Source organism: Chloracidobacterium sp. N (assembly GCF_018304765.1).
Lineage (GTDB): Bacteria > Acidobacteriota > Blastocatellia > Chloracidobacteriales > Chloracidobacteriaceae > Chloracidobacterium > Chloracidobacterium aggregatum.
In genome coordinates, this window is record NZ_CP072642.1 from 1949065 (window position 1) to 1966554 (window position 17490).

Annotated in this window: 16 protein-coding genes; 5 read left to right on the plus strand and 11 right to left on the minus strand. The window is 59.8% G+C overall.

The window, feature by feature from the left end; genetic code table 11:
- The first annotated feature begins 56 nt into the window (after positions 1-56).
- On the plus strand, positions 57-1592 hold the full coding sequence (locus J8C05_RS08105; RefSeq protein WP_211421726.1) for an ArnT family glycosyltransferase: 1536 nt from the start codon (positions 57-59) through the stop codon (positions 1590-1592).
- Between the two features lie 34 nt (positions 1593-1626).
- Here the strand turns inward: J8C05_RS08105 and J8C05_RS08110 are convergent, their stop codons facing one another.
- The 10 genes from J8C05_RS08110 to nuoH form a co-directional block, all read right to left on the minus strand.
- Positions 1627-3510: an ATP-binding protein gene (locus J8C05_RS08110; protein WP_211421727.1), complete on the minus strand. Its 1884-nt coding sequence runs from the start codon at positions 3508-3510 to the stop codon at positions 1627-1629.
- Positions 3511-3536: 26 nt separating this feature from the next.
- Positions 3537-4055: a 2-C-methyl-D-erythritol 2,4-cyclodiphosphate synthase gene (gene ispF, locus J8C05_RS08115; protein WP_211421728.1), complete on the minus strand. Its 519-nt coding sequence runs from the start codon at positions 4053-4055 to the stop codon at positions 3537-3539.
- Positions 4056-4062: 7 nt separating this feature from the next.
- The gene (locus tag J8C05_RS08120; protein ID WP_211421729.1) at positions 4063-4668 is read right to left on the minus strand and encodes a thymidine kinase; all 606 of its coding nucleotides are present in this window, start codon (positions 4666-4668) and stop codon (positions 4063-4065) included.
- Between the two features lie 54 nt (positions 4669-4722).
- Positions 4723-5088 (minus strand): hypothetical protein, encoded by a 366-nt coding sequence (locus tag J8C05_RS08125; RefSeq protein WP_211421730.1) that lies wholly within the window; start codon positions 5086-5088, stop codon positions 4723-4725.
- A gap of 50 nt (positions 5089-5138) precedes the next feature.
- Entirely contained in the window at positions 5139-6191 is a 1053-nt protein-coding gene (asd, locus tag J8C05_RS08130; protein WP_211421731.1) for an aspartate-semialdehyde dehydrogenase, read from the minus strand.
- Complete coding sequence (locus tag J8C05_RS08135; protein ID WP_211421732.1) at positions 6188-6997, minus strand: WecB/TagA/CpsF family glycosyltransferase; 810 nt, start codon at positions 6995-6997, stop codon at positions 6188-6190. The genes asd and J8C05_RS08135 overlap by 4 nt, the downstream gene beginning before the upstream one ends.
- On the minus strand, positions 6994-7554 hold the full coding sequence (gene rfbC, locus J8C05_RS08140) for a dTDP-4-dehydrorhamnose 3,5-epimerase (RefSeq protein ID WP_211421733.1): 561 nt from the start codon (positions 7552-7554) through the stop codon (positions 6994-6996). Before rfbC ends, J8C05_RS08135 begins: the two co-directional genes overlap by 4 nt.
- Positions 7555-7556: 2 nt before the next feature.
- Complete coding sequence (locus J8C05_RS08145) at positions 7557-8291, minus strand: sugar phosphate nucleotidyltransferase (RefSeq protein WP_211421734.1); 735 nt, start codon at positions 8289-8291, stop codon at positions 7557-7559.
- A gap of 113 nt (positions 8292-8404) precedes the next feature.
- A complete protein-coding gene (locus J8C05_RS08150; RefSeq protein WP_211421735.1) occupies positions 8405-9850 on the minus strand; it encodes a sensor histidine kinase in 1446 nt (481 codons plus the stop codon).
- A gap of 48 nt (positions 9851-9898) precedes the next feature.
- A complete protein-coding gene (gene nuoH, locus J8C05_RS08155; RefSeq protein WP_211421736.1) occupies positions 9899-10921 on the minus strand; it encodes an NADH-quinone oxidoreductase subunit NuoH in 1023 nt (340 codons plus the stop codon).
- Between the two features lie 155 nt (positions 10922-11076).
- Here nuoH and J8C05_RS08160 point away from each other — a divergent pair, with 155 nt between their 5' ends.
- The 4 genes from J8C05_RS08160 (at position 11077) to J8C05_RS08175 (ending at position 15657) form a co-directional block, all read left to right on the plus strand.
- Positions 11077-11505, plus strand: a complete 429-nt coding sequence (locus J8C05_RS08160) for a hypothetical protein (protein ID WP_211421737.1) — start codon at positions 11077-11079, stop codon at positions 11503-11505.
- 1 nt (position 11506) lies between these two features.
- Positions 11507-12139: a ribonuclease HII gene (locus J8C05_RS08165; RefSeq protein ID WP_211421738.1), complete on the plus strand. Its 633-nt coding sequence runs from the start codon at positions 11507-11509 to the stop codon at positions 12137-12139.
- A gap of 152 nt (positions 12140-12291) precedes the next feature.
- The gene (locus J8C05_RS08170; protein WP_211421739.1) at positions 12292-15369 is read left to right on the plus strand and encodes a tetratricopeptide repeat protein; all 3078 of its coding nucleotides are present in this window, start codon (positions 12292-12294) and stop codon (positions 15367-15369) included.
- A gap of 27 nt (positions 15370-15396) precedes the next feature.
- The gene (locus J8C05_RS08175) at positions 15397-15657 is read left to right on the plus strand and encodes a hypothetical protein (protein WP_014100157.1); all 261 of its coding nucleotides are present in this window, start codon (positions 15397-15399) and stop codon (positions 15655-15657) included.
- A gap of 12 nt (positions 15658-15669) precedes the next feature.
- Here J8C05_RS08175 and J8C05_RS08180 read toward each other — a convergent pair whose 3' ends face one another.
- Positions 15670-17484 (minus strand): cytochrome c3 family protein, encoded by a 1815-nt coding sequence (locus J8C05_RS08180; protein ID WP_211421740.1) that lies wholly within the window; start codon positions 17482-17484, stop codon positions 15670-15672.
- Positions 17485-17490 lie beyond the last annotated feature (6 nt).

A 17490-nucleotide genomic window follows, 5' to 3' on the forward strand; every position in this document is an offset into this window, starting at 1 on the left:
CGCTGTCAGCTTTCAAAACCGACGCTGAATTCCAGCAAGGCCCTGTCTTTGAGCCGATGACGCCCACTGCGCCCAACGCACTGCGCCTGCCCCCTGCCTGGAGACAGCAATTGTGGTTTGGTCTCATTGGTTTGCTTGGTGCTGGCTGGCTGTGGTTTGCCATGTCCCGGCACGGGATTGGGCTTTCGCCGGATTCGGTGGGCTATCTGGCGGTTGCCCAGCACCTGCTTGAAGGCAGGGGCTTTCTTTCCTACCGGGGTGAGCCATTCGTTGCCCAACCGCCGCTGTATCCTCTGGCGATTGCCACCATAAGTTTCCTCCTTGGCTTCACCCTGGCGACATCGGCTCTTCTGCTCAACCTTATCCTTTTCGTCGCTGTTGCCTACCTCTCTGGCCGGCTTGCCCTCCTGGTCACAAAATCTTTTCCCCTCTCAATCGCCGTCTGTATCTCGGTTATCCTGGGTGTACCGATCACCTGGGTTTCTGTCTTTGCCTGGAGTGAAATGCTTTTCATTTTCCTTACAACTCTGGCATTCCTGAATCTGATTGGCTTTATCTCATCCAGGGATACAAGAGATTTATTGGCATGCTCACTTTATCTGGCCTGTTCATGTATGGCTCGTTACGCAGGACTTTTTTCTGTTTTTTCATTTCTACTAGTTCTGATTCTGGTAACGAGTGAAAGATTACAAAAAAAAGCATATCAAATTGTTGCTTTTTCATTCATCTCATCCTTACCCATATCTCTTTGGGTATTGAGAAACTATATTCTATCTGGTACTCCTTTTGGCCCGAGAACTATGGCCTCTCTGAAACCAAAGGAGATTATTTTTTTGCTTTTCGACACCTTTTCCAGTTGGTTTATTCTTCAGACAGATATTTTGCAAAATTATTTTATTTTAATCGCGATATTTATTTTTTTGACCTTTGCAGTTTCCACTGCATGTATCTGCCAAATAAAGGATACCAACATATTATCTCTTGTAATCTTTGTTTCCACGTATTCGCTTTTTGTCTTTGTTTCTTCCATGCGCTTTGCATACGATCCAATTGACAACCGCTTGCTCTCTCCAGTTTTTATATCCTTGGTCGTCGTCTTGTTAAGCTTTTCAAACAAGGTGCTCTATCCATATCTAAAAAGCAAAGTCTCCGGTGGTGCACAATCCCGGCTCATTATCTTGGGAGCACTGATCTGGTTTACCCATCCGGTACTTTCTACACTGACACTTGGATTTGAGGTGCGCCGGGAAGGCAAGGGCTACCATGCCGTTCACTGGCAGACCAGCCCAACCCTGGCTCATGTCCGCCAGGTGCGTGAGCAGCTCACCCAACGGACGGTCTATACCAACGACCCCGAAGGACTGTACTTTCTGGCCCACATCCGGGCCGAGCACCTTCCCTTTCGGTTTCGCCCAACCTGGCCGGAAGCAGGACAGGCCTACCTGATTCGCTTCAAGCGCGCCTACCGTGGTGAATGCCTGGACATCATCGAAGGACTCCGCCAGGCGGCTGACATCGAGCCGCTGGCCCGGTTTTCCGACGGTGAAATCTATCTGGTGACACACAAACCCCTTCAGGTCCCCAGCCAGTAGGTCCCCCGGAGTTGGGTCGGCTTCCGGCTTCGGGCTAGCGCACCATGGGACGAAGCTGCTCAATGCGCTGGCTGATTTCCGCCGGCGAAAGATGCCGGAAGGCTTCGGGCAGCATGTCGCGCGAGGTGGCCTCCCGGACGGCAACCAGAGTTTGATACTCGATGGCGACTTCGTCCCGGGCCGGAGTGAATTCCTGGGCCACAGCGCGGACATCTTCCGGGCTGACTTCCTTGCGCCCGGCCTGCCGCGCCACCCGCCGGCAGCGGATGAGAATGGACTCAATATCCGCCCCCGAAAGCTTCAGATCGCTTTTCGTAATCGGTGACCAGTCCGTGACCTGATGGGCAATCCGGTTTTTCTTGATCATGGCCTCGACGATGGCCAGACGGTCAGCTTCAGATTCCGGGTAAAACAGCGAGATATGCTCTTCAGCTCTTCCCTGGCGCTTCAGGTCAATGGGAAGCAGGTCAGGGCGTGAGGTCATCAGTATCCAGAGAATGCGTCCGCGATTGTCGGTGTCTCCCATGGCGGCCGCGATCTTGGAAAAGATGCGCTTGTCCACGCCGCTATCCCCACCGCTGTCCCGGTTGCCCAAGGTGGCATCGGCCTCATCAATCAGAACAACGATTGGTGCCAGGGTCTGGATAAGATTGAGAATCTTTTCGAGATTGGACTCCGAAGAGCCAACCCACTTGTCCCGGAAGTTCTTGAATTCGACGACATTCAACCCGCAGTCCTTGGCAAAGGCTTCTGCCAGAAAGGTTTTCCCCGTTCCAACCGGGCCGGAGATGAGAATTCCCATGGGAGCTTCTTCCGTTTCGCCCCTGCGAATAACTTCGGCAATGTTACGCAGGTAAGCCTTGGCTTTCTCGAAGCCGCCAACGTGGTCAAGACCGTATTTGGGCGTCACGAATTCAATCAGGCCGACACATTCCGCCTCGATGATGGACTTTTTCTTGGCGCGTACCAGGTCAATCGTCAGGCCCTCGTCATTGAGCGTCGCACTTTTGAGAATGGAGGAGATGTGAACCCGGTTCAGACCGGAAGTGAGGTGGGCAAGCTGCTCGTCACTCATCTGCATCCTGAGTCCAAGAACGCTGTTTCCCAGCTCCGCCTTCATCTGCTCAAGCCGTTCATTGAACTTTTTGGTTTCTTCGTTGAGCCGGTCAACGCCTTCCTCGCGCAGGATGCGCTCGGCCTTGGCTTTGAAATCAGCTTTGAGCTGTTCGATTTCTTTTTCGGAGCGGCCATTACGTCGTTTGGCAATCTCCGCCAGCTCATAGCGGATGTAATCAAGCCGTTCCGTATGATCCGGGTAGGGAACGCGGATGACCGTCAGCCGCGAATTCTCACGGAATCGCTGGGCCACATCCGACAGGTTTTCTGTGATGAACAGGACGATGTTATCGGAATTGAGCAGACGGGAACTCGTCAGCCACCGCTGGAGCATCACGAGCAGGTTCCGCTCGTCACTGCTGAGGTGGGTCATTTCACCGGCCGGCACAAGCGTCTCAAGGAAATTGATGATGACTGCCACCTGATCACCAGCGTAGAGAAACCGCTCAATCAATCCCAGCGCCGGCACCGGATCACGCGGGAGCGTCGTCAGGGTCTTCGTATCGGCAAGTGGATTGGCAACCCGCAAGGTCGCCAGAAACTGGCGCTCGGCTTCCTGCGAGCCAAAGGAAATCCCCTCGCTGCGGTTGTAGAGCACGATGTGCTTGTTCCCCAGCATTTCCTGCTGGAGAAAGGTCACCAATCCCACATAACCGCGTTTGGCGCGTGCCAGGTCATAGACGTTGTGGTGAAGCAGGAAATGGCTCGCCTCGCCGGAAAAATACTTGCGCCCCATTTCAGCCGCCCAATGTGGAAGCTGGCTGAGTTCATCAAGCGTCAGCAGGTGACGGGTGGCAGACATGGTGTGTTTCCTTCAGACGGATGAGGTTATGCATGTGATTCGGCTTCCCCGTCCCGGCGGCGTTGCGCCACCAGGACAACCGCGTGGACGGCAATGGCTTCCCGCCGGCCGACAGCATCCTGCCCTTCGTTGGTTTTTGCCTTGACGCTGACCGCGTCACAGGGCAGGTGCAAGATAGCTGCCAGACGCTCCCGCATGGCCTGGATGTAGGGTGCCAGCTTCGGGCGCTCGGCCAGAATGGAGGCGTCCACGTTGACCACTTCAAAACCACGGGCAGCCACGAGCCCCACCGCCTGTTGCAGCAGGGTCAGGCTGTCAGCACCAGCCCACTGCGGATCGGTGTCGGGGAAATGCGTGCCGATGTCACCCAGCGCCAGCGCCCCCAGCAGGGCATCGGTAAGGGCATGCGCCAGCGCATCGGCGTCCGAATGACCGAGCAGCCCGCGCTCATAGGGAATGTTCACACCGCCCAGAATCAACGGGCGCCCTTCCACCAGACGGTGGATGTCATACCCCATCCCGACCCGATATGCGCCGGACTGCATCGTGCCTTCAGCTTTCCTTTGCCATTTCCGAGGTTACAGTCTCCGAGGGCGGCACCGGATAGGGAACAAAACAGCGGCGACAGCGTGCCTCGTACAGCCCTTCCGCTCCGACAACCACCCGCCGCTCGTCGGCAATGAGCCGCTGGGAAAAGTTGGCCGGGTGTCCACAGACGACACAGATGGCCTGTGGCTTGCTCACGTATTCCGCCATCGCCAGCAAATGGGGAATCGGCTCAAACGGTTCGCCACGGTAGTCCAGGTCCAGGGCCGCCACAATGACCCGCCGCCCTTCCTGGGCCAGTTGACGGCAGACGGTCACGAGCCCCGCCCCCAGAAACTGCCCCTCATCAATGCCCACAACCTGGGTTTCCGGCCGCAGACACTCCAGAATGTCCTCGGCGCTTTCGACGACCTGAGTTTCGATGCGCAGGCGGCTGTGCGACACGATGAAGTTGGCTTCATACCGGTCATCGAGCCGGGGCTTGAACGCCTGGACAGTCTGCCGCGCAATCAGCGCCCGCCGCAGACGTGTGATGAGCGCCTCGGTTTTCCCGGAAAACATGCCACCGGCGATGACTTCAATCCATCCGCGCGGACGCGCCGACCACTCCATTGACGCTGCTTCCTGCAAGTTCCGGTTGGCCTCCAAAAGTTGCCCTGCCAAAGCCTACCGGCGGATGGGGGGCATCGGGGGCTTGGGCGTCGGAGAAACAACCGCCACAATCACCACCGCCACCACCGACAGCAACAGGGTGACGACAAACCATACGACATACCTGCTGACGAACTGGCGCAGGCGCATCCGCCACCGGCGCGACAGCCTTGGAAACCCGGACGGCGTTGGAGGCGCAACCGGTTCAAACTCGAAGACCGGCGCCTCCGCTACCAGTGGAATCCGCGAGCGCACCTGGTTGTCCCGCGCCACGGCGTCCGGGAACATGAGCTGTCGCTTGGCCGTCACACCAGTCGCAGGTTGGGAAGGGGGTTGGTCGCGTGGGTCTTCGTGTTCAGAAGAGGCCGGCCGGTCAGGCATAGGTTTATCGCCAGTTCGGTCAAAGATACAGCCCGTGCCGTCTGCCTACTCTAGGTGAAGCAGCCCGTTGCGGCCAAGAACTCTGCGTTGAGTACCGCAGCGCCGGCCGCACCGCGTACGGTATTGTGTCCAAGAATCGTCAGTTTGATGTCCAGCAGCGGGTCAGGACGCACCCGTCCCACGATGCTGGCCATGCCCCGTTCCAGATCGCGGTCCAGGCGGGGCTGTGGACGGTCCGGCTCACGCCGCAGCACGATGGGACGCGCCGGTGCGCTGGGCAGTGCTGCAACTTCCGCCGGGCCGCGAAAAGCTTCGAGAGCAGCACCGACTTCATCCACGGTTGCCGGCTGCCGGAGCCGGATGGAGGCAGCGCAGAGATGTCCGTCGGTCACGGCCACGCGGTGGCAATGGGCGCTGAGCCGCAGCGCCGCCGGCTCAATCCGGTCGCCGACAAGCTGCCCCAGGATTTTGCGCGGCTCCGTCTCCACCTTGTCTTCTTCACCGGCGATGTAGGGAATGACGTTGTCCACGATGTCCAGCGACGCCACCCCTGGGTAGCCGGCCCCGGAAATGGCCTGCATCGTTGACACCATAACCATGTCCACACCGAAAGCCCGTTCCAGCGCCGCCAACGGAAGCACCAGCGCCAGCGTCGTGCAGTTGGGATTGGTGACAAGAAAACCGCGCGTCCAATCACGGCGCTGCTGCTGAAGCGGGATGAGGCGCACGTGTTCGGGGTTGATTTCCGGCACGAGCAGCGGCACATCGGGGGCCATGCGGTGGGCGCTCGAATTGCTGATGACCGGGTAGCTGGCGGCGGCAAAAGCCGCTTCCGTTTCCGCGGCCATATCGCCCGGCAGGCTGGAGAACACCAGGTCGCAGTCCAGCGGCGGCCGGCACGGCGCCAGGGTCAGTTCCGCAATCCGCGCTGGCAGGGGCGTCGGAAGCTTCCAGGCAACGGCATCGCCATACCGCTTGCCTTCGGAGCGGTCCGAAGCCGCAACAGCCGTGATGGTAAACCACGGATGCTGCTCCAGAAGTTGAACGAAACGCTGCCCAACCGTGCCGGTCGCGCCCAGAATGCCTACCCGCCAGTGTTTCATGGTGTTTTCTCCCCTGATGGCTTGCTTACGGATAACCGGTTGGCCAATCGCCGGTCTGCTGCCCGTCGCTGCTCGCGCCGGAGAAATCCCAGAAAGGCCAGATTGCCGATGAGATACCGCCGCCACAGCCGGCGCGGTTCCTGTACCAGCCGAAAGCTCCACTCCAGGCCCCAGGACTGCATCCAGCGTGGCGCGCGCTTGCGTTTTCCGGCCAGAATATCGAAGTAACCACCGACGCCAAGTGCAAACCGTACCCCGGTCTGTGGGCCATAACGGGCCAGCCACAGCTCTTGTCTGGGCGAACCCATGGCGACAAAGAGCACGTCAGCGCGGGCACTGCGGATAGCTGCCGCGACGGTAGCCGAAGCAGCTTCCGGGAAGTAGCCATCCTGCGCGCCGGCAATGGGCAGGGTGGGAAAACGCTGCTGCAACCGCTCACAGACGGCCGTGACGACTTCCCCCGTGGCACCGAGCAGGTAGATGCGCTGTCCATGGTGCGCACACCAGGCGAGAACCCCCTCCATGACCTCGGGCGCCGCCACCCGCGCCACCAGCCGCCCGCCCAAAAAAGGCAACCACCGCGTGGCCCATACAACCGACATGCCATCGGCCGTCACCAGATCAGCCGTGGCGAGGGCCGTCTGAAACCCGGCATCGCGCTCGACATCCAGCAGAATCGCGGCATTGACCACTGCCATGCGGCGAAAATCCGGCTCCTGCAGCCAGGTGGCAACCTGGGCCAAGGTTTCATCCAGCGTGAGGTTGGCCACCGGCACACCGGCAAACACTGGCGTCGGACGCTTCATACGCTGTCCGGTGCTTGTTGCAACCGCTGCACGAGCGCGCGCAAGGTTGGCAGCCGCCGGTCCTTTTCCGACAACAACGGCGATTCAATCCCCCAGTCAATGCCAATTTCGGGATCATTCCAGATGACGCCAATCTCATCACCGGGGTCATAGAGCGCCGTGCACTTGTAAAGGACTTCCGCCATGTCACTCACCACGCAAAACCCATGGACAAAGCCCGGTGGAACATAGAGCTGGCGAAAGTTTTCAGCCGACAGGCGCACGCCCAGCCACCGTCCAAAGGTCGGCGAATCCAGACGGATGTCCACCACGACATCGAAAATTTCCCCCGCAATGACCCGGACGAGCTTGCCCTGCGGCCGCCGCCACTGGGCATGAAGACCGCGCAGCGTGCCCTGCACCGAACGCGAGTGATTGTCCTGGACAAAGGCCACATCCAGTCCGGCCTGGGCAAACTTGGCCGCATGGTAGGTTTCCAGGAAAAAACCACGTTCGTCCCGGAAGACCTGTGGCTCAATCAGGATGACACCCGGTAGTTCCGTCGGAATGAAGTTCATGATCAGTGTGGGGCGGCGGTCAGGCGCATCGCCGCGACGAGATTGGAGGCGAGATGCAGGCTCTCGAAAGTTCCGGCATCGGTCCACCAGCCATCGAGGACTTCCCAGGTGAGTTCACCGCGCGCGATGTAGGCGTTGTTGACATCCGTGATTTCGAGTTCCCCCCGCTGGCTTGGCTCAAGCGTGCGGATGATGTCAAAGACGGTGGCATCATACATGTAAATGCCGGTCACGGCGTAGGGCGATGCCGGTTGCGCCGGTTTTTCATCAATGCGCACGACCTGCGATCCCTTCAGGGTGGGCACGCCAAAACGCTGCGGATCGGGAACTTCCTTGAGCAGAATCCGGGCCCCGCGCCCCTGCTCCTGAAACCGCGCGACCGGGCCGGCGATGCTTTTCTCAATCACATTGTCGCCCAATATGACGACGATGGGGCCGCCATCGGCAAAATCTTCCGCCAGCGCCAGGGCATCGGCAATGCCGCCTTCGCCCTGCTGGTAGGTGTAGCTCAACCGCTTGAGACCATGGTCCTTGCCGTTGCCCAGCAGTTGCAGAAAGTCGCCGGCCTTGTTGCCGCCCGTCACCAGCAGGACATCATCCACACCGGCTTCAACCAGTGTCTGGATCGGGTAGTAAATCATCGGCCGGTCATAGACCGGCAGCAGGTGCTTGTTCGTCACCTTGGTCAGCGGATACAGCCGCGTCCCAAGTCCACCGGCCAGGATTACGCCCTTCATGGCAAAACTTTCCCCCTGTTCAAAAAACGCTTGTATTCAAAAATGCGTGTCACAGACGGCGGATCATGCCGCAAATACCCGGCGAAAGGAATGCCCCGAAAAACCAACCCGGATTAGCCAGGTGATGCGGAGCGGTGCGGGAGCGTTACCGTGAAGGTTGTCCCCTGCCCTGGCGTGCTTTCGACGGTAATCGTGCCGCCGTGATCCAGGATGATCTGGCGCGTTACGGCCAAACCCAACCCGATGCCGGTGTCTTTGGTGGAGAAGTACGGGTCAAAGATGTGGCCCAGATCATCGGGCGCAATCCCCAACCCGCTGTCCCGCACCTGAACGGCTTGCCCGGTGGCCGTGGGTGTAATGCTCAGATGCAGTTCGCCACCGTGGGGCATGGCCTCGATGGCGTTGATGACAAGGTTCGAGAAGCACGATTTGAGCGAGTCGGCATCCGCTTCGATGGGCATCCCGCCGGTTTCATCCACACAGATCAGGGAGACCTGCTGGGCCTCGGCTTTGGAGCGAACCACGTCGAGTACGGCCGCAATCAATTCACCCAGCCGGACCGGACGCAGTGAAAGCGTAGCCGGACGGCCAATGCGCAGCACATTCGTCACCAGCGTGTTGAGGCGCGCAATCTCGTCCTTGACGGCTGCGGTCAGCCGCTCGAAGGTGGCGTGTTCGGCCGCATCGGAAGGCGCATAGCGGGTGCGAATGTGATCCATGGTGAGGTTGATGAAGTTGAGCGGGTTGCGGATTTCGTGGGCAATGCCGGAAGCCAGCCGGCCGACGACGGCCGCCCGTTCGGCCTGATTGAGACGTTCTTCCAGTTCCCGGACTTCGCGCAGGCGCACCACCATGGCATTGAAGCGCGCTGCCAGCAGGCCGATTTCGTCCCGTCGGTTGAGCCGCAGTTGCACCGTCAGGTCGCCAGCTTCAATCCGGCGCGTGGCTGTCACAAGATCGCCAATCGGCTGCGTGAAGCGCCACACCAAGGCAACCGCGACAACCAACGCGACCAGGAGCGCCGCACCGGTGGCCAGCAGCCGCTGGCGCGAAGTCGTGGCAATGGTCTCCGCCAACGTCTGGGCTGAAATCGTCACCACCACGTAGTTGCGCTCCGGCGCGCCGTCTTTGCCCAGGGCCTGAAAAGGAATGAACACCGTTCTGGCCAGACTGTTTTCTGTGGTGTTCGCCGCCAGCGGGTCGCCTTCCTGTACCAGGCTTTCATCGGTCGGGAGTGCTAGCCGCTGTCCGCGCTCCGCCCGCAGGGTGCTGTCTGTCACCAGGCCATTCGCGTCCACGATGGCAATCCGCCGGATACGCTGGAGCTGGCTGGGCGTCAGGCGGCGTGACCGGATGAAGTCGTCCAGGTAGTCGCTCGTGCTGATGCTCTGCAGGCCGACTTCCAGCGCCGTCGTCAGTTGTGCGGTCTGAACTTCGACCTGGGCCAGAATCTGGCGTTCAGCACGGCGGTTGAGTTCATACAACACCGCCACCATGCCAATGATGACAATGGAAAGCAGGGCAGCCAGCCGAAAGCGAAGATCGAGATAACGCGGCATCCGTGGAGACCTGCCAGGCCGGGCACCTGAACACCAGTGTGGAGACGACTAGAACCACAGCCCCAGCGTGGCCGACAGGACGACGTTGACCAGGGCCAGCGGGAGCAAAAACTTCCAGCCAAAATTCATCAACTGGTCATACCGCAGGCGCGGCGACGAAGCCCGCAGCCAGACATAGAGAAACAAAAACAGGGCCATTTTCAGAATGAAGTACACCGGCCCCAACCACGGTATCTGCGCCACGCCCGGACCCTGCCAGCCCCCCAGGAACAGGGTCGTGGCCATGGCCGCTGCCGTGACCATGTTGGCGTACTCCGCAATGAAGAACATGGCAAACTTCATGGAGCTGTATTCGGTGTGAAAGCCCGCCACGAGTTCACTTTCGGCTTCGGGCAAGTCAAAGGGGGCGCGGTTGGTCTCCGCAATCATGCTGATGAGGAACACGAAAAAGCCGATCGGTTGAAACCAGAAGACGTGCCAGCCCAGCCCCCACGCGCCGCCCTGCCGTTCCACAATGGTGACGAGATCGAGCGAACCGGCCTGAATCAGCACCCCGATGATGGACAGGGACATCGCCAGCTCATAGCTCACGAGTTGCGCCGAGGAACGCAGCCCGCCGAGCAGGCTGTACTTGTTGTTTGAGGCATAGCCGGCCATGACGATGCCATAGACCCCCATGCCCGTCATCGCCAGCACGGCCAGCAAGCCTACATTGACACTCGTGACGTAGAGCGTTATGGGCCGGTCCAGAAAGGGCACGGTCACTTCCCCCCCAACTGGAATCAGCACGAAGGTCATCAGCGCCGGCACCAGCGACAGCGCCGGAGCCATGACGTAGAGGAACTTGTCAGCATCCAGGGGCACGAGGTCTTCCTTGAAGATGAACTTCAGCCCGTCAGCGATGGGCTGAAACAGCCCGAACGGCCCGACCCGATTGGGGCCATAGCGCATCTGAATGAAGGCCAGCAGCCGACGCTCGATGAGCGACAGATAGGCCACCGTCGTCATGAGAAGGACGAAGCCGGTGGCGATCTTTACACTCCAGGCAAGCAGTTGCTCGAAAGGCAGCATGTGGATTTGACCAGTGACCAGCGTTTCCGTACCAGATACGGCAGCTTATGTATGCTGACGTACCCTATCATTGCCAGTCAGCCCTGCAAACCCTTCCCAAACCAGCGACCGATTCGGCACACTTCAGGCAACTTTCCTGTGGAGTGACGTGGGTGATGCCGCATTCCAACTTTTGCCCGGCCTGTGGTGAGGCGTTGCCGCTGCCGCAGCAGGCCATGCCTGACGGGCGTCCGCACGTGCGAGGGTGGATACAACTGACCGGACAACGCTGTGCCACCTGTGGCCACCGCATCGGTGTTTTTCACTGGAAAACCTTTGGGTTGGGCGTCAGTCTGGGGCTGGCCCTGGGTATCGGACATGCGGTTTGGCAGGCCGTTCAACCGCCACCGCCCCTGCCACCACTCACCACGGCGCAGGCGCTTGCCGGCAGGACTTCGGGTGGCCCGGAAACTGTCAACGAAGCGGCCGCGACAACCCTTTCCCGTGAGCGTCACCGCTGTGGCGCTCCGACCAAAAAAGGCACCCCTTGCCAGCGGTGGGTCAGTGGTGCCACGGGCTACTGCTGGCAACACCGGAAAGACTGAAATGGCACACCGGGCGTACCCGACCACTGAGTTTGAAGCGCCCTACTGGGCCAGGGGACTGAACTATATCGCCGGTGTGGACGAAGCCGGGCGGGGTGCCTGGGCCGGCCCCGTCGTGGCCGCAGCCGTGATGCTCAACCCGGAGGCCATTCCGGCCGGGCTTCAGGACTCCAAGCAACTGACGCCGGCGCAACGGGAACGGCTTGTCCCCCGGATTGAAGCCGCAGCTTACGGGATCGGCATTGGCATTGTGGAAGCAGCGGTCATTGACCGCATCAACATCCTGGAAGCCACCCGGCAGGCCATGCAGGAGGCGCTGGCAGCGCTGTCTCCCCGGCCGGACGTTCTGCTCCTTGACGCCCTCTCCCTTCCGGTCGTACCCATCCCACAGCAGTCGGTCGTGCATGGAGACGCCCGCTCCGTCTCGATTGCCGCGGCTTCCATCATCGCCAAGGTGTATCGTGACCGGCTCATGGAGAAGCTCGATGCCCAATACCCGGCGTATGGTTTCTCACGTCACAAAGGGTACGGAACGGCCTACCATCAGCAGCAGCTTCGCCGTTGTGGACCCAGCCCCATTCACCGGCTGACCTTTCGGGGCGTCGTCCCCGCCTCCCCTGAAACCAATCCTTAACTTTTTGATTCCAGACAAGTTAGAATAGATCACCCCAACTTTCCGGCGTTTGACACGGTATATTCTTTGTGATACCGTCACCCACCTATCAGCCTTGAGCTTCTATCGTCGCAATATCTTTCAGCGGCGTTTACCGCGACGGGAGCCACGCCATGTCCTATACAAAAGCCAACGATTTACGAAAAGCCGAGAAGCTCGTTCAACAAGGCAAAATCAAGCCTGCGATCAAGGAGTATGAAAACCTGGTCGCATCGAATCCGGGCGACACCAACCTGCTCAACATTCTCGGCGATTTGTATGTCCGGGACGGGCGCAATGATGACGCCATCATCACTTTTGTCAAGTTGGCTGAAGCAACGCTGCGCGATGGGCACACACCGCGGGCAATTGCGGTGTACAAGAAAATCTACAAACTGGCCCCCGGCAATGCCGATGTTGCGCTGAAGCTGGCTGAGCTTTACCTTCGCCAGAATCTGATTGTCGAAGCGCGCAAACAGTACCTCGAACTGGCGGACTACTACACCAAAAATGGCCGCAGTCAGCAGGCGCTTGAACTCTTGCAGCGCGTTGCCGACCTCGATCCCGAAAATGTTCCCGCGCGGTTGCGTCTTGCCGAGAATTACCAGCGGGAAGGCATGACGGAGAAGGCCATTGAAGCCTACATTGCCGCCGGCTCACAGCTCATTCGCAAGTCCAGCCTGGTCGAAGCCCAACAGGTTTTTCAGCGTGTCCTTGAACTGAATCCGACGAGCACCCCTGCCCTCAACTCCCTGGCCACGATTTACATCAAGCAGGGCGACTCCGGCCGGGCGGTTGCCCTGCTCGATAATGTAGCGCGGCAACGCCCGGATGACACTGACCTGCTCATCCTCAGCGGACGCATCTACCTTCAGGCCGAGCTGCTGGACGAGGCTGAAAAAGCCCTGCTCAAGCTGCTCAAAGTGGACAAAACCCGCTTTGAATACCTTCTGACACTGGCCCAGAAGTTTGCCGAACAAGGTTACTTTGACCGGGCCGTGAGTCTGGTCGAGCAGTGTGTCGAGCCGATGGTCACCCGGCGGCAGGAAACGCGCGGGGTGGAGCTGCTCAAATCCATCCTTGAAAGCGAGCCGTATCACGTTGCAGCCCATCAGTGCCGGGCGACGCTCTACAAGCGACTCGGCGAAAGCAATGAGTTACCGGAGGCGCTCAAGTCCCTGGCCCAGGCGGCCATGCACCACAACAAGCGCGACATCGCCGAACAGGCACTCAAAGAACTCATCGAACTTGAGCCGAATGAGCCGGCCCATCTGGAACTGATGCGGGCCTGGGGCTTCACGAGCACCGTCAGCCCGACCATCGCCGAACGTGACCGTTTGATCAACGCTCCGGTGTACGCCGGTGGCGTTGGACAGCGCGTGGAGTTCGTTGATATTCCGACGGCCAATCCACCCCTCACACCAACCACCGGACCCGCAGGCGACTTCGGCTTCACCTCCGGGTCGGGTTTTCAGCCCCAGATGACGATGCCCTACCAGCCACCTGGAACGCCCGGTTTGGGCTTTGGCGGGACGACTGGCGGTTGGACAGACTTTACTTCGCCACATTCGGGAAACTTTTCCCCACAGGCTCCGGGAACCGGCTTTGAAGGTGGGTCCAACGGCACGCAAAGCGGCAGTTTTGGCGTGCAGAGCAGCAGCAGCAGCATAGAGGCTCCAAGCGGCAGCTTCGGGCCATTTGGCGCACCTCCACCGCTGGTCGGCGGTTATATCCCACCCACAACTGAGGTGCTCCCGGAAGATGCGCGGCGGCTCAAAGCTGATGCCGAGCGTTTTGCCAACCTGGGTATGCCGGATCAGGCTATCCACCTGCTTCACGAAGCCGTCCGGCAGGCACCACACAGCATTGAGCTGCGGCTGCTTCTCAAACAGCTTTACACCGACATCGGACAGCCACAGGAAGCTGCCCAACAGGCGACAGTCCTCGCCTCACTGTATGCCCAACAGGGGGATTACGCCCAAAGCCAACGTTTCCAGCAGGAAGCCCAGCAGGCAGCCGGCTCCATCCCAGCCGGAGGGAGCTTTGACCTGTCATCCGCAACTGTCAGTTCACCACCGCCATCAGGTGGGGATGAAGTCGAGATAGACATCAGCGGCGAGGTACAGGCCCCGGCACCGGCCCCCTTCGCCGCCTCAGCCCCGTCCAGCACCAGCAGTCCGGCCGGCAGTGATTTTGGCTACACGAGCGGCGGCGGTTTTGTCGTTCCGACCGACGACGCCATTTACTCGGGCCCAGCCCATTTCCCGGCGACGCAGCCACCGGCAGAGCCGTTTGCAGTTCAAACTTCCACTTTTGACCTGCGCAAGGATCAACCCGGCGAAGTTTCTGTCTCCATGACAGAAGAAAAGCTGCGTGAGCAGTTGGAGGGCGTGAACTTCTACATTGCGCAAGGGTTTCACGATATTGCCCGCGACAATCTGGCCAAGCTCAGTCTTGACTTCCCCAACCATCCCGAAATTCTTGCCCTTCTCGCCAAAGTTCAGACCCCTGTGCCGCCAAGGGTGACGGAGCCAAGCCTGACGAGCCTGGCCATTCCGACGGATGCCCCCGCCGAAGTTCCCGTCTCCAAACCGGAATCCATGGGGTCACTGATGAACGGCCTGGTGAGCGAGCTCGAAAAGGCTCTCGAAGAACTCGAAATGGGTCACTTCGATGCACCCGCCGTCACCAACCTGTCCCCCAAACCCGAAGCGGCAACCGACAAGACGCCGACCGGGCCGCTCTTTTTGGGCGAGTCCGGGCTTCAGGATGTCTTTGACGAATTCAAGCAAAGTGTGGAAGTGGATACCGAGGCCACGCCAGACTTTGAAACCCACTACAACCTCGGTTTGGCTTACAAGGACATGGACCTCTTTGATGAGGCTATCGAGGAGTTCCAGACCGCTTTTCGCGGCACCGATCCCAACGCGCCGAATCCACACTACTTCCAAGTCTGCAACATGCTGGGGCTGTGCTTTATGGCCAAAAACGAGCCGCAACTGGCCACGGTGTGGTTCAAGCGTGGCGTCGAAGCCCCCGGACGGACGGAAGATGAATACCAGGCGATGCGGTATGATCTGGGACTGGCCTACGAGCAGATGGGACGCTACGACCAGGCCCTCGAAGTCTTTGAAATGGTCTATGCCGTGGACATCAACTACCGCGAAGTCGCCGAGAAACTCGCCGAACTCCGGCAACGTGTCCAACACTGATTCACACGTGCCTGACGCTTTCGCCCCGTGTCCGTCAAGCTGACCGCCATTCTCTTCATTGCCCTGTGTTTCGAGGTTGGGCTGCTGCTGGCCATCATCCCGTGGACGAACTACTGGGAAAACAACTTCTTTCTGTTCTGGCTGACAGCCCGTTTCCCCGGCAGTCAGCTTGCGGCCATCGTGCAGAGCGGTTACGTGCGCGGCGCGGTCACCGGCATCGGGCTGGTCAACCTCGCCCTTGGCTTCCTCGAAATCACAGGTTTTCGTCGGCTTCCCACCGAGGCATAGCCAGCCCAATGCCTACTCGCCAATGTCAATGGCCTCGGTTTTGCCCAGCTCAGCGCGGAAAGCGGTGAGTCGGGCGGCTGGAATCTGCCAGTTGGCATCGAGGGGCACACTGGCCGGGCGGACCCAGTCAGCTCCCTTGGGCAAGTCGCGCCACCACGCCGCGTACCGCGCGATGACGGCCTCCCGGTCACGCTCATCGGCCAGGTAAAAGAACCCGAAGTCTTCACCGGAAACACTGCGCAGGGCGTCATAGGCGAAGTACCGGACGGCCGGATAGCGGTCGCGCAGCGCCTCGATGAGAAAAGGAATCGCCCACTGGCGCTCACGGGCACGCCCATCGGCGCCACTCGTGCCCAAAGCCCACGCGGCCGTGATCCGCGCCGATGGATCAGGGCTGAAGAGTTCCCGTACGATTTCCGCAATCCTGGCTTCCGGGCGCGCCGCATTCGCGGCAGAGAGCGCGTAGCGGGGCCCGTACCACTGCGTCATGTAGCGCGCCGCCCAGTCGGCACTTTCACCCGGATGACACATGTTGCACCCGTTCGGCATGTTGGTCGAAAGGCTCTTGTCCGGCTCAGGATTGAGAATGCGGTGCGTCCGCTTGGCGGTGAGCAACCCAAAAGAAATACGCGGCCGGTGGCATTCGTAGCAGGCGCTGCCACTGCTGTCGGCCCGGTGATGCGTGTGGGCTTCGAGGTTGGCGGCAATGCTGGCGTGGCACTGGGTACAGGACTTGTTCCCCCGCATTTCATCCTGCATCAGGGATTGCTGGCGACCCTTGTGGACATCGTGGCAACTCACGCAGGTCATGTTGCCTTCCGTGTGGCACTTGCTCATCAGCAGCCCCTGATACTCGTAAGCCGTCAGGCGCGGCGTGCCGTCGGGGTAGAAACGTGGTGCAAAACTGTAGTCGCCGACTTTGGCCGTGATGTCCAGCGGACGGTAGTATTTCGACAAATCTTCGCCGGGCGTGTAGGGATCGCCTTTGGCCATGATTTCCCGGATGTTGTTGATTTCGACGGGCAGCCGTTGCCCATGGCAGTGACCGCACACCTGGGTGTTGGTACGTTTGTCCCGCTTCGCCTGGTTGACAATCGTCGGGTCATCCACCCGCACCTGCCGGCGCAGCCAGGTCCAGCCGAAAGCCTGATTTTTTTCGACGTGCAGCTTTCCGGGGCCATGGCACGCTTCGCAGCCAATCCCCAGTTCTTCAACCCTGGTGTTGGTGAACTGTCCGGTTTTCACATCCATGCCGGGCCTGCCCTTGACGTTGTGGCAAAAGATGCAGTTGTTGTTCCACACACTGGTGTGGTGGCTGAAATCGGGCAAATCCGGGTGCAAAAACAGCCCCTGCAGGTTGAACCAGTATTTTTTCTCGATGTTCCAGGCAATGGGCAGGCGGTAAAAGGTTGTCCCGACTTGGGTGACATACTGCTGGAAACGGCGTGACCCGATAGTGCGGACGATTTTCGCCACGCCCAGGCGGCCGTTTAGGTCCAGCGTTTCCATGAAAAACTCATCCCCCTGCCGGAACATCCGCGAGGTAACGCCCTGGTAGGTGTAGGTGGCGTTGTTGAAGTCGCCCACCACGGTCTCCGGGTTTGCCGGCTGCGTCATTTTGTGGTGATGCGATTGTGACCAGTGCGTAAACTGGTCCTGGTGACAGGCCCGGCAACTTTCCGACCCCACATAAGCCACCTGCGACAGGTCAGGGGCGTAGGTGCGCAGCTCATCCACCTGCCGTTGCCAGACCCACCACCCCAACCCGGACAGCAGACCACAGCCGAGCAGAACGCCGATTTTGAGTGCAGCCGATTTCGAGACCATGGGGAC

Excerpts from the sequence above, each read along its gene's own strand:
- ispF (WP_211421728.1), bottom strand. The coding sequence starts at position 4,055 with ATGCAGTCCGGCGCATATCGGGTCGGGATGGGGTATGACATCCACCGT.
- J8C05_RS08160 (WP_211421737.1), top strand. The coding sequence starts at position 11,077 with ATGCCGCATTCCAACTTTTGCCCGGCCTGTGGTGAGGCGTTGCCGCTG.
- J8C05_RS08120 (WP_211421729.1), bottom strand. The coding sequence starts at position 4,668 with ATGGAGTGGTCGGCGCGTCCGCGCGGATGGATTGAAGTCATCGCCGGT.
- rfbC (WP_211421733.1), bottom strand. The coding sequence starts at position 7,554 with ATGAACTTCATTCCGACGGAACTACCGGGTGTCATCCTGATTGAGCCA.
- nuoH (WP_211421736.1), bottom strand. The coding sequence starts at position 10,921 with ATGCTGCCTTTCGAGCAACTGCTTGCCTGGAGTGTAAAGATCGCCACC.
- J8C05_RS08180 (WP_211421740.1), bottom strand. The coding sequence starts at position 17,484 with ATGGTCTCGAAATCGGCTGCACTCAAAATCGGCGTTCTGCTCGGCTGT.
- J8C05_RS08150 (WP_211421735.1), bottom strand. The coding sequence starts at position 9,850 with ATGCCGCGTTATCTCGATCTTCGCTTTCGGCTGGCTGCCCTGCTTTCC.
- J8C05_RS08110 (WP_211421727.1), bottom strand. The coding sequence starts at position 3,510 with ATGTCTGCCACCCGTCACCTGCTGACGCTTGATGAACTCAGCCAGCTT.
- J8C05_RS08125 (WP_211421730.1), bottom strand. The coding sequence starts at position 5,088 with ATGCCTGACCGGCCGGCCTCTTCTGAACACGAAGACCCACGCGACCAA.
- asd (WP_211421731.1), bottom strand. The coding sequence starts at position 6,191 with ATGAAACACTGGCGGGTAGGCATTCTGGGCGCGACCGGCACGGTTGGG.
- J8C05_RS08165 (WP_211421738.1), top strand. The coding sequence starts at position 11,507 with ATGGCACACCGGGCGTACCCGACCACTGAGTTTGAAGCGCCCTACTGG.
- J8C05_RS08145 (WP_211421734.1), bottom strand. The coding sequence starts at position 8,291 with ATGAAGGGCGTAATCCTGGCCGGTGGACTTGGGACGCGGCTGTATCCG.
- J8C05_RS08170 (WP_211421739.1), top strand. The coding sequence starts at position 12,292 with ATGTCCTATACAAAAGCCAACGATTTACGAAAAGCCGAGAAGCTCGTT.
- J8C05_RS08105 (WP_211421726.1), top strand. The coding sequence starts at position 57 with ATGACGCCCACTGCGCCCAACGCACTGCGCCTGCCCCCTGCCTGGAGA.
- J8C05_RS08135 (WP_211421732.1), bottom strand. The coding sequence starts at position 6,997 with ATGAAGCGTCCGACGCCAGTGTTTGCCGGTGTGCCGGTGGCCAACCTC.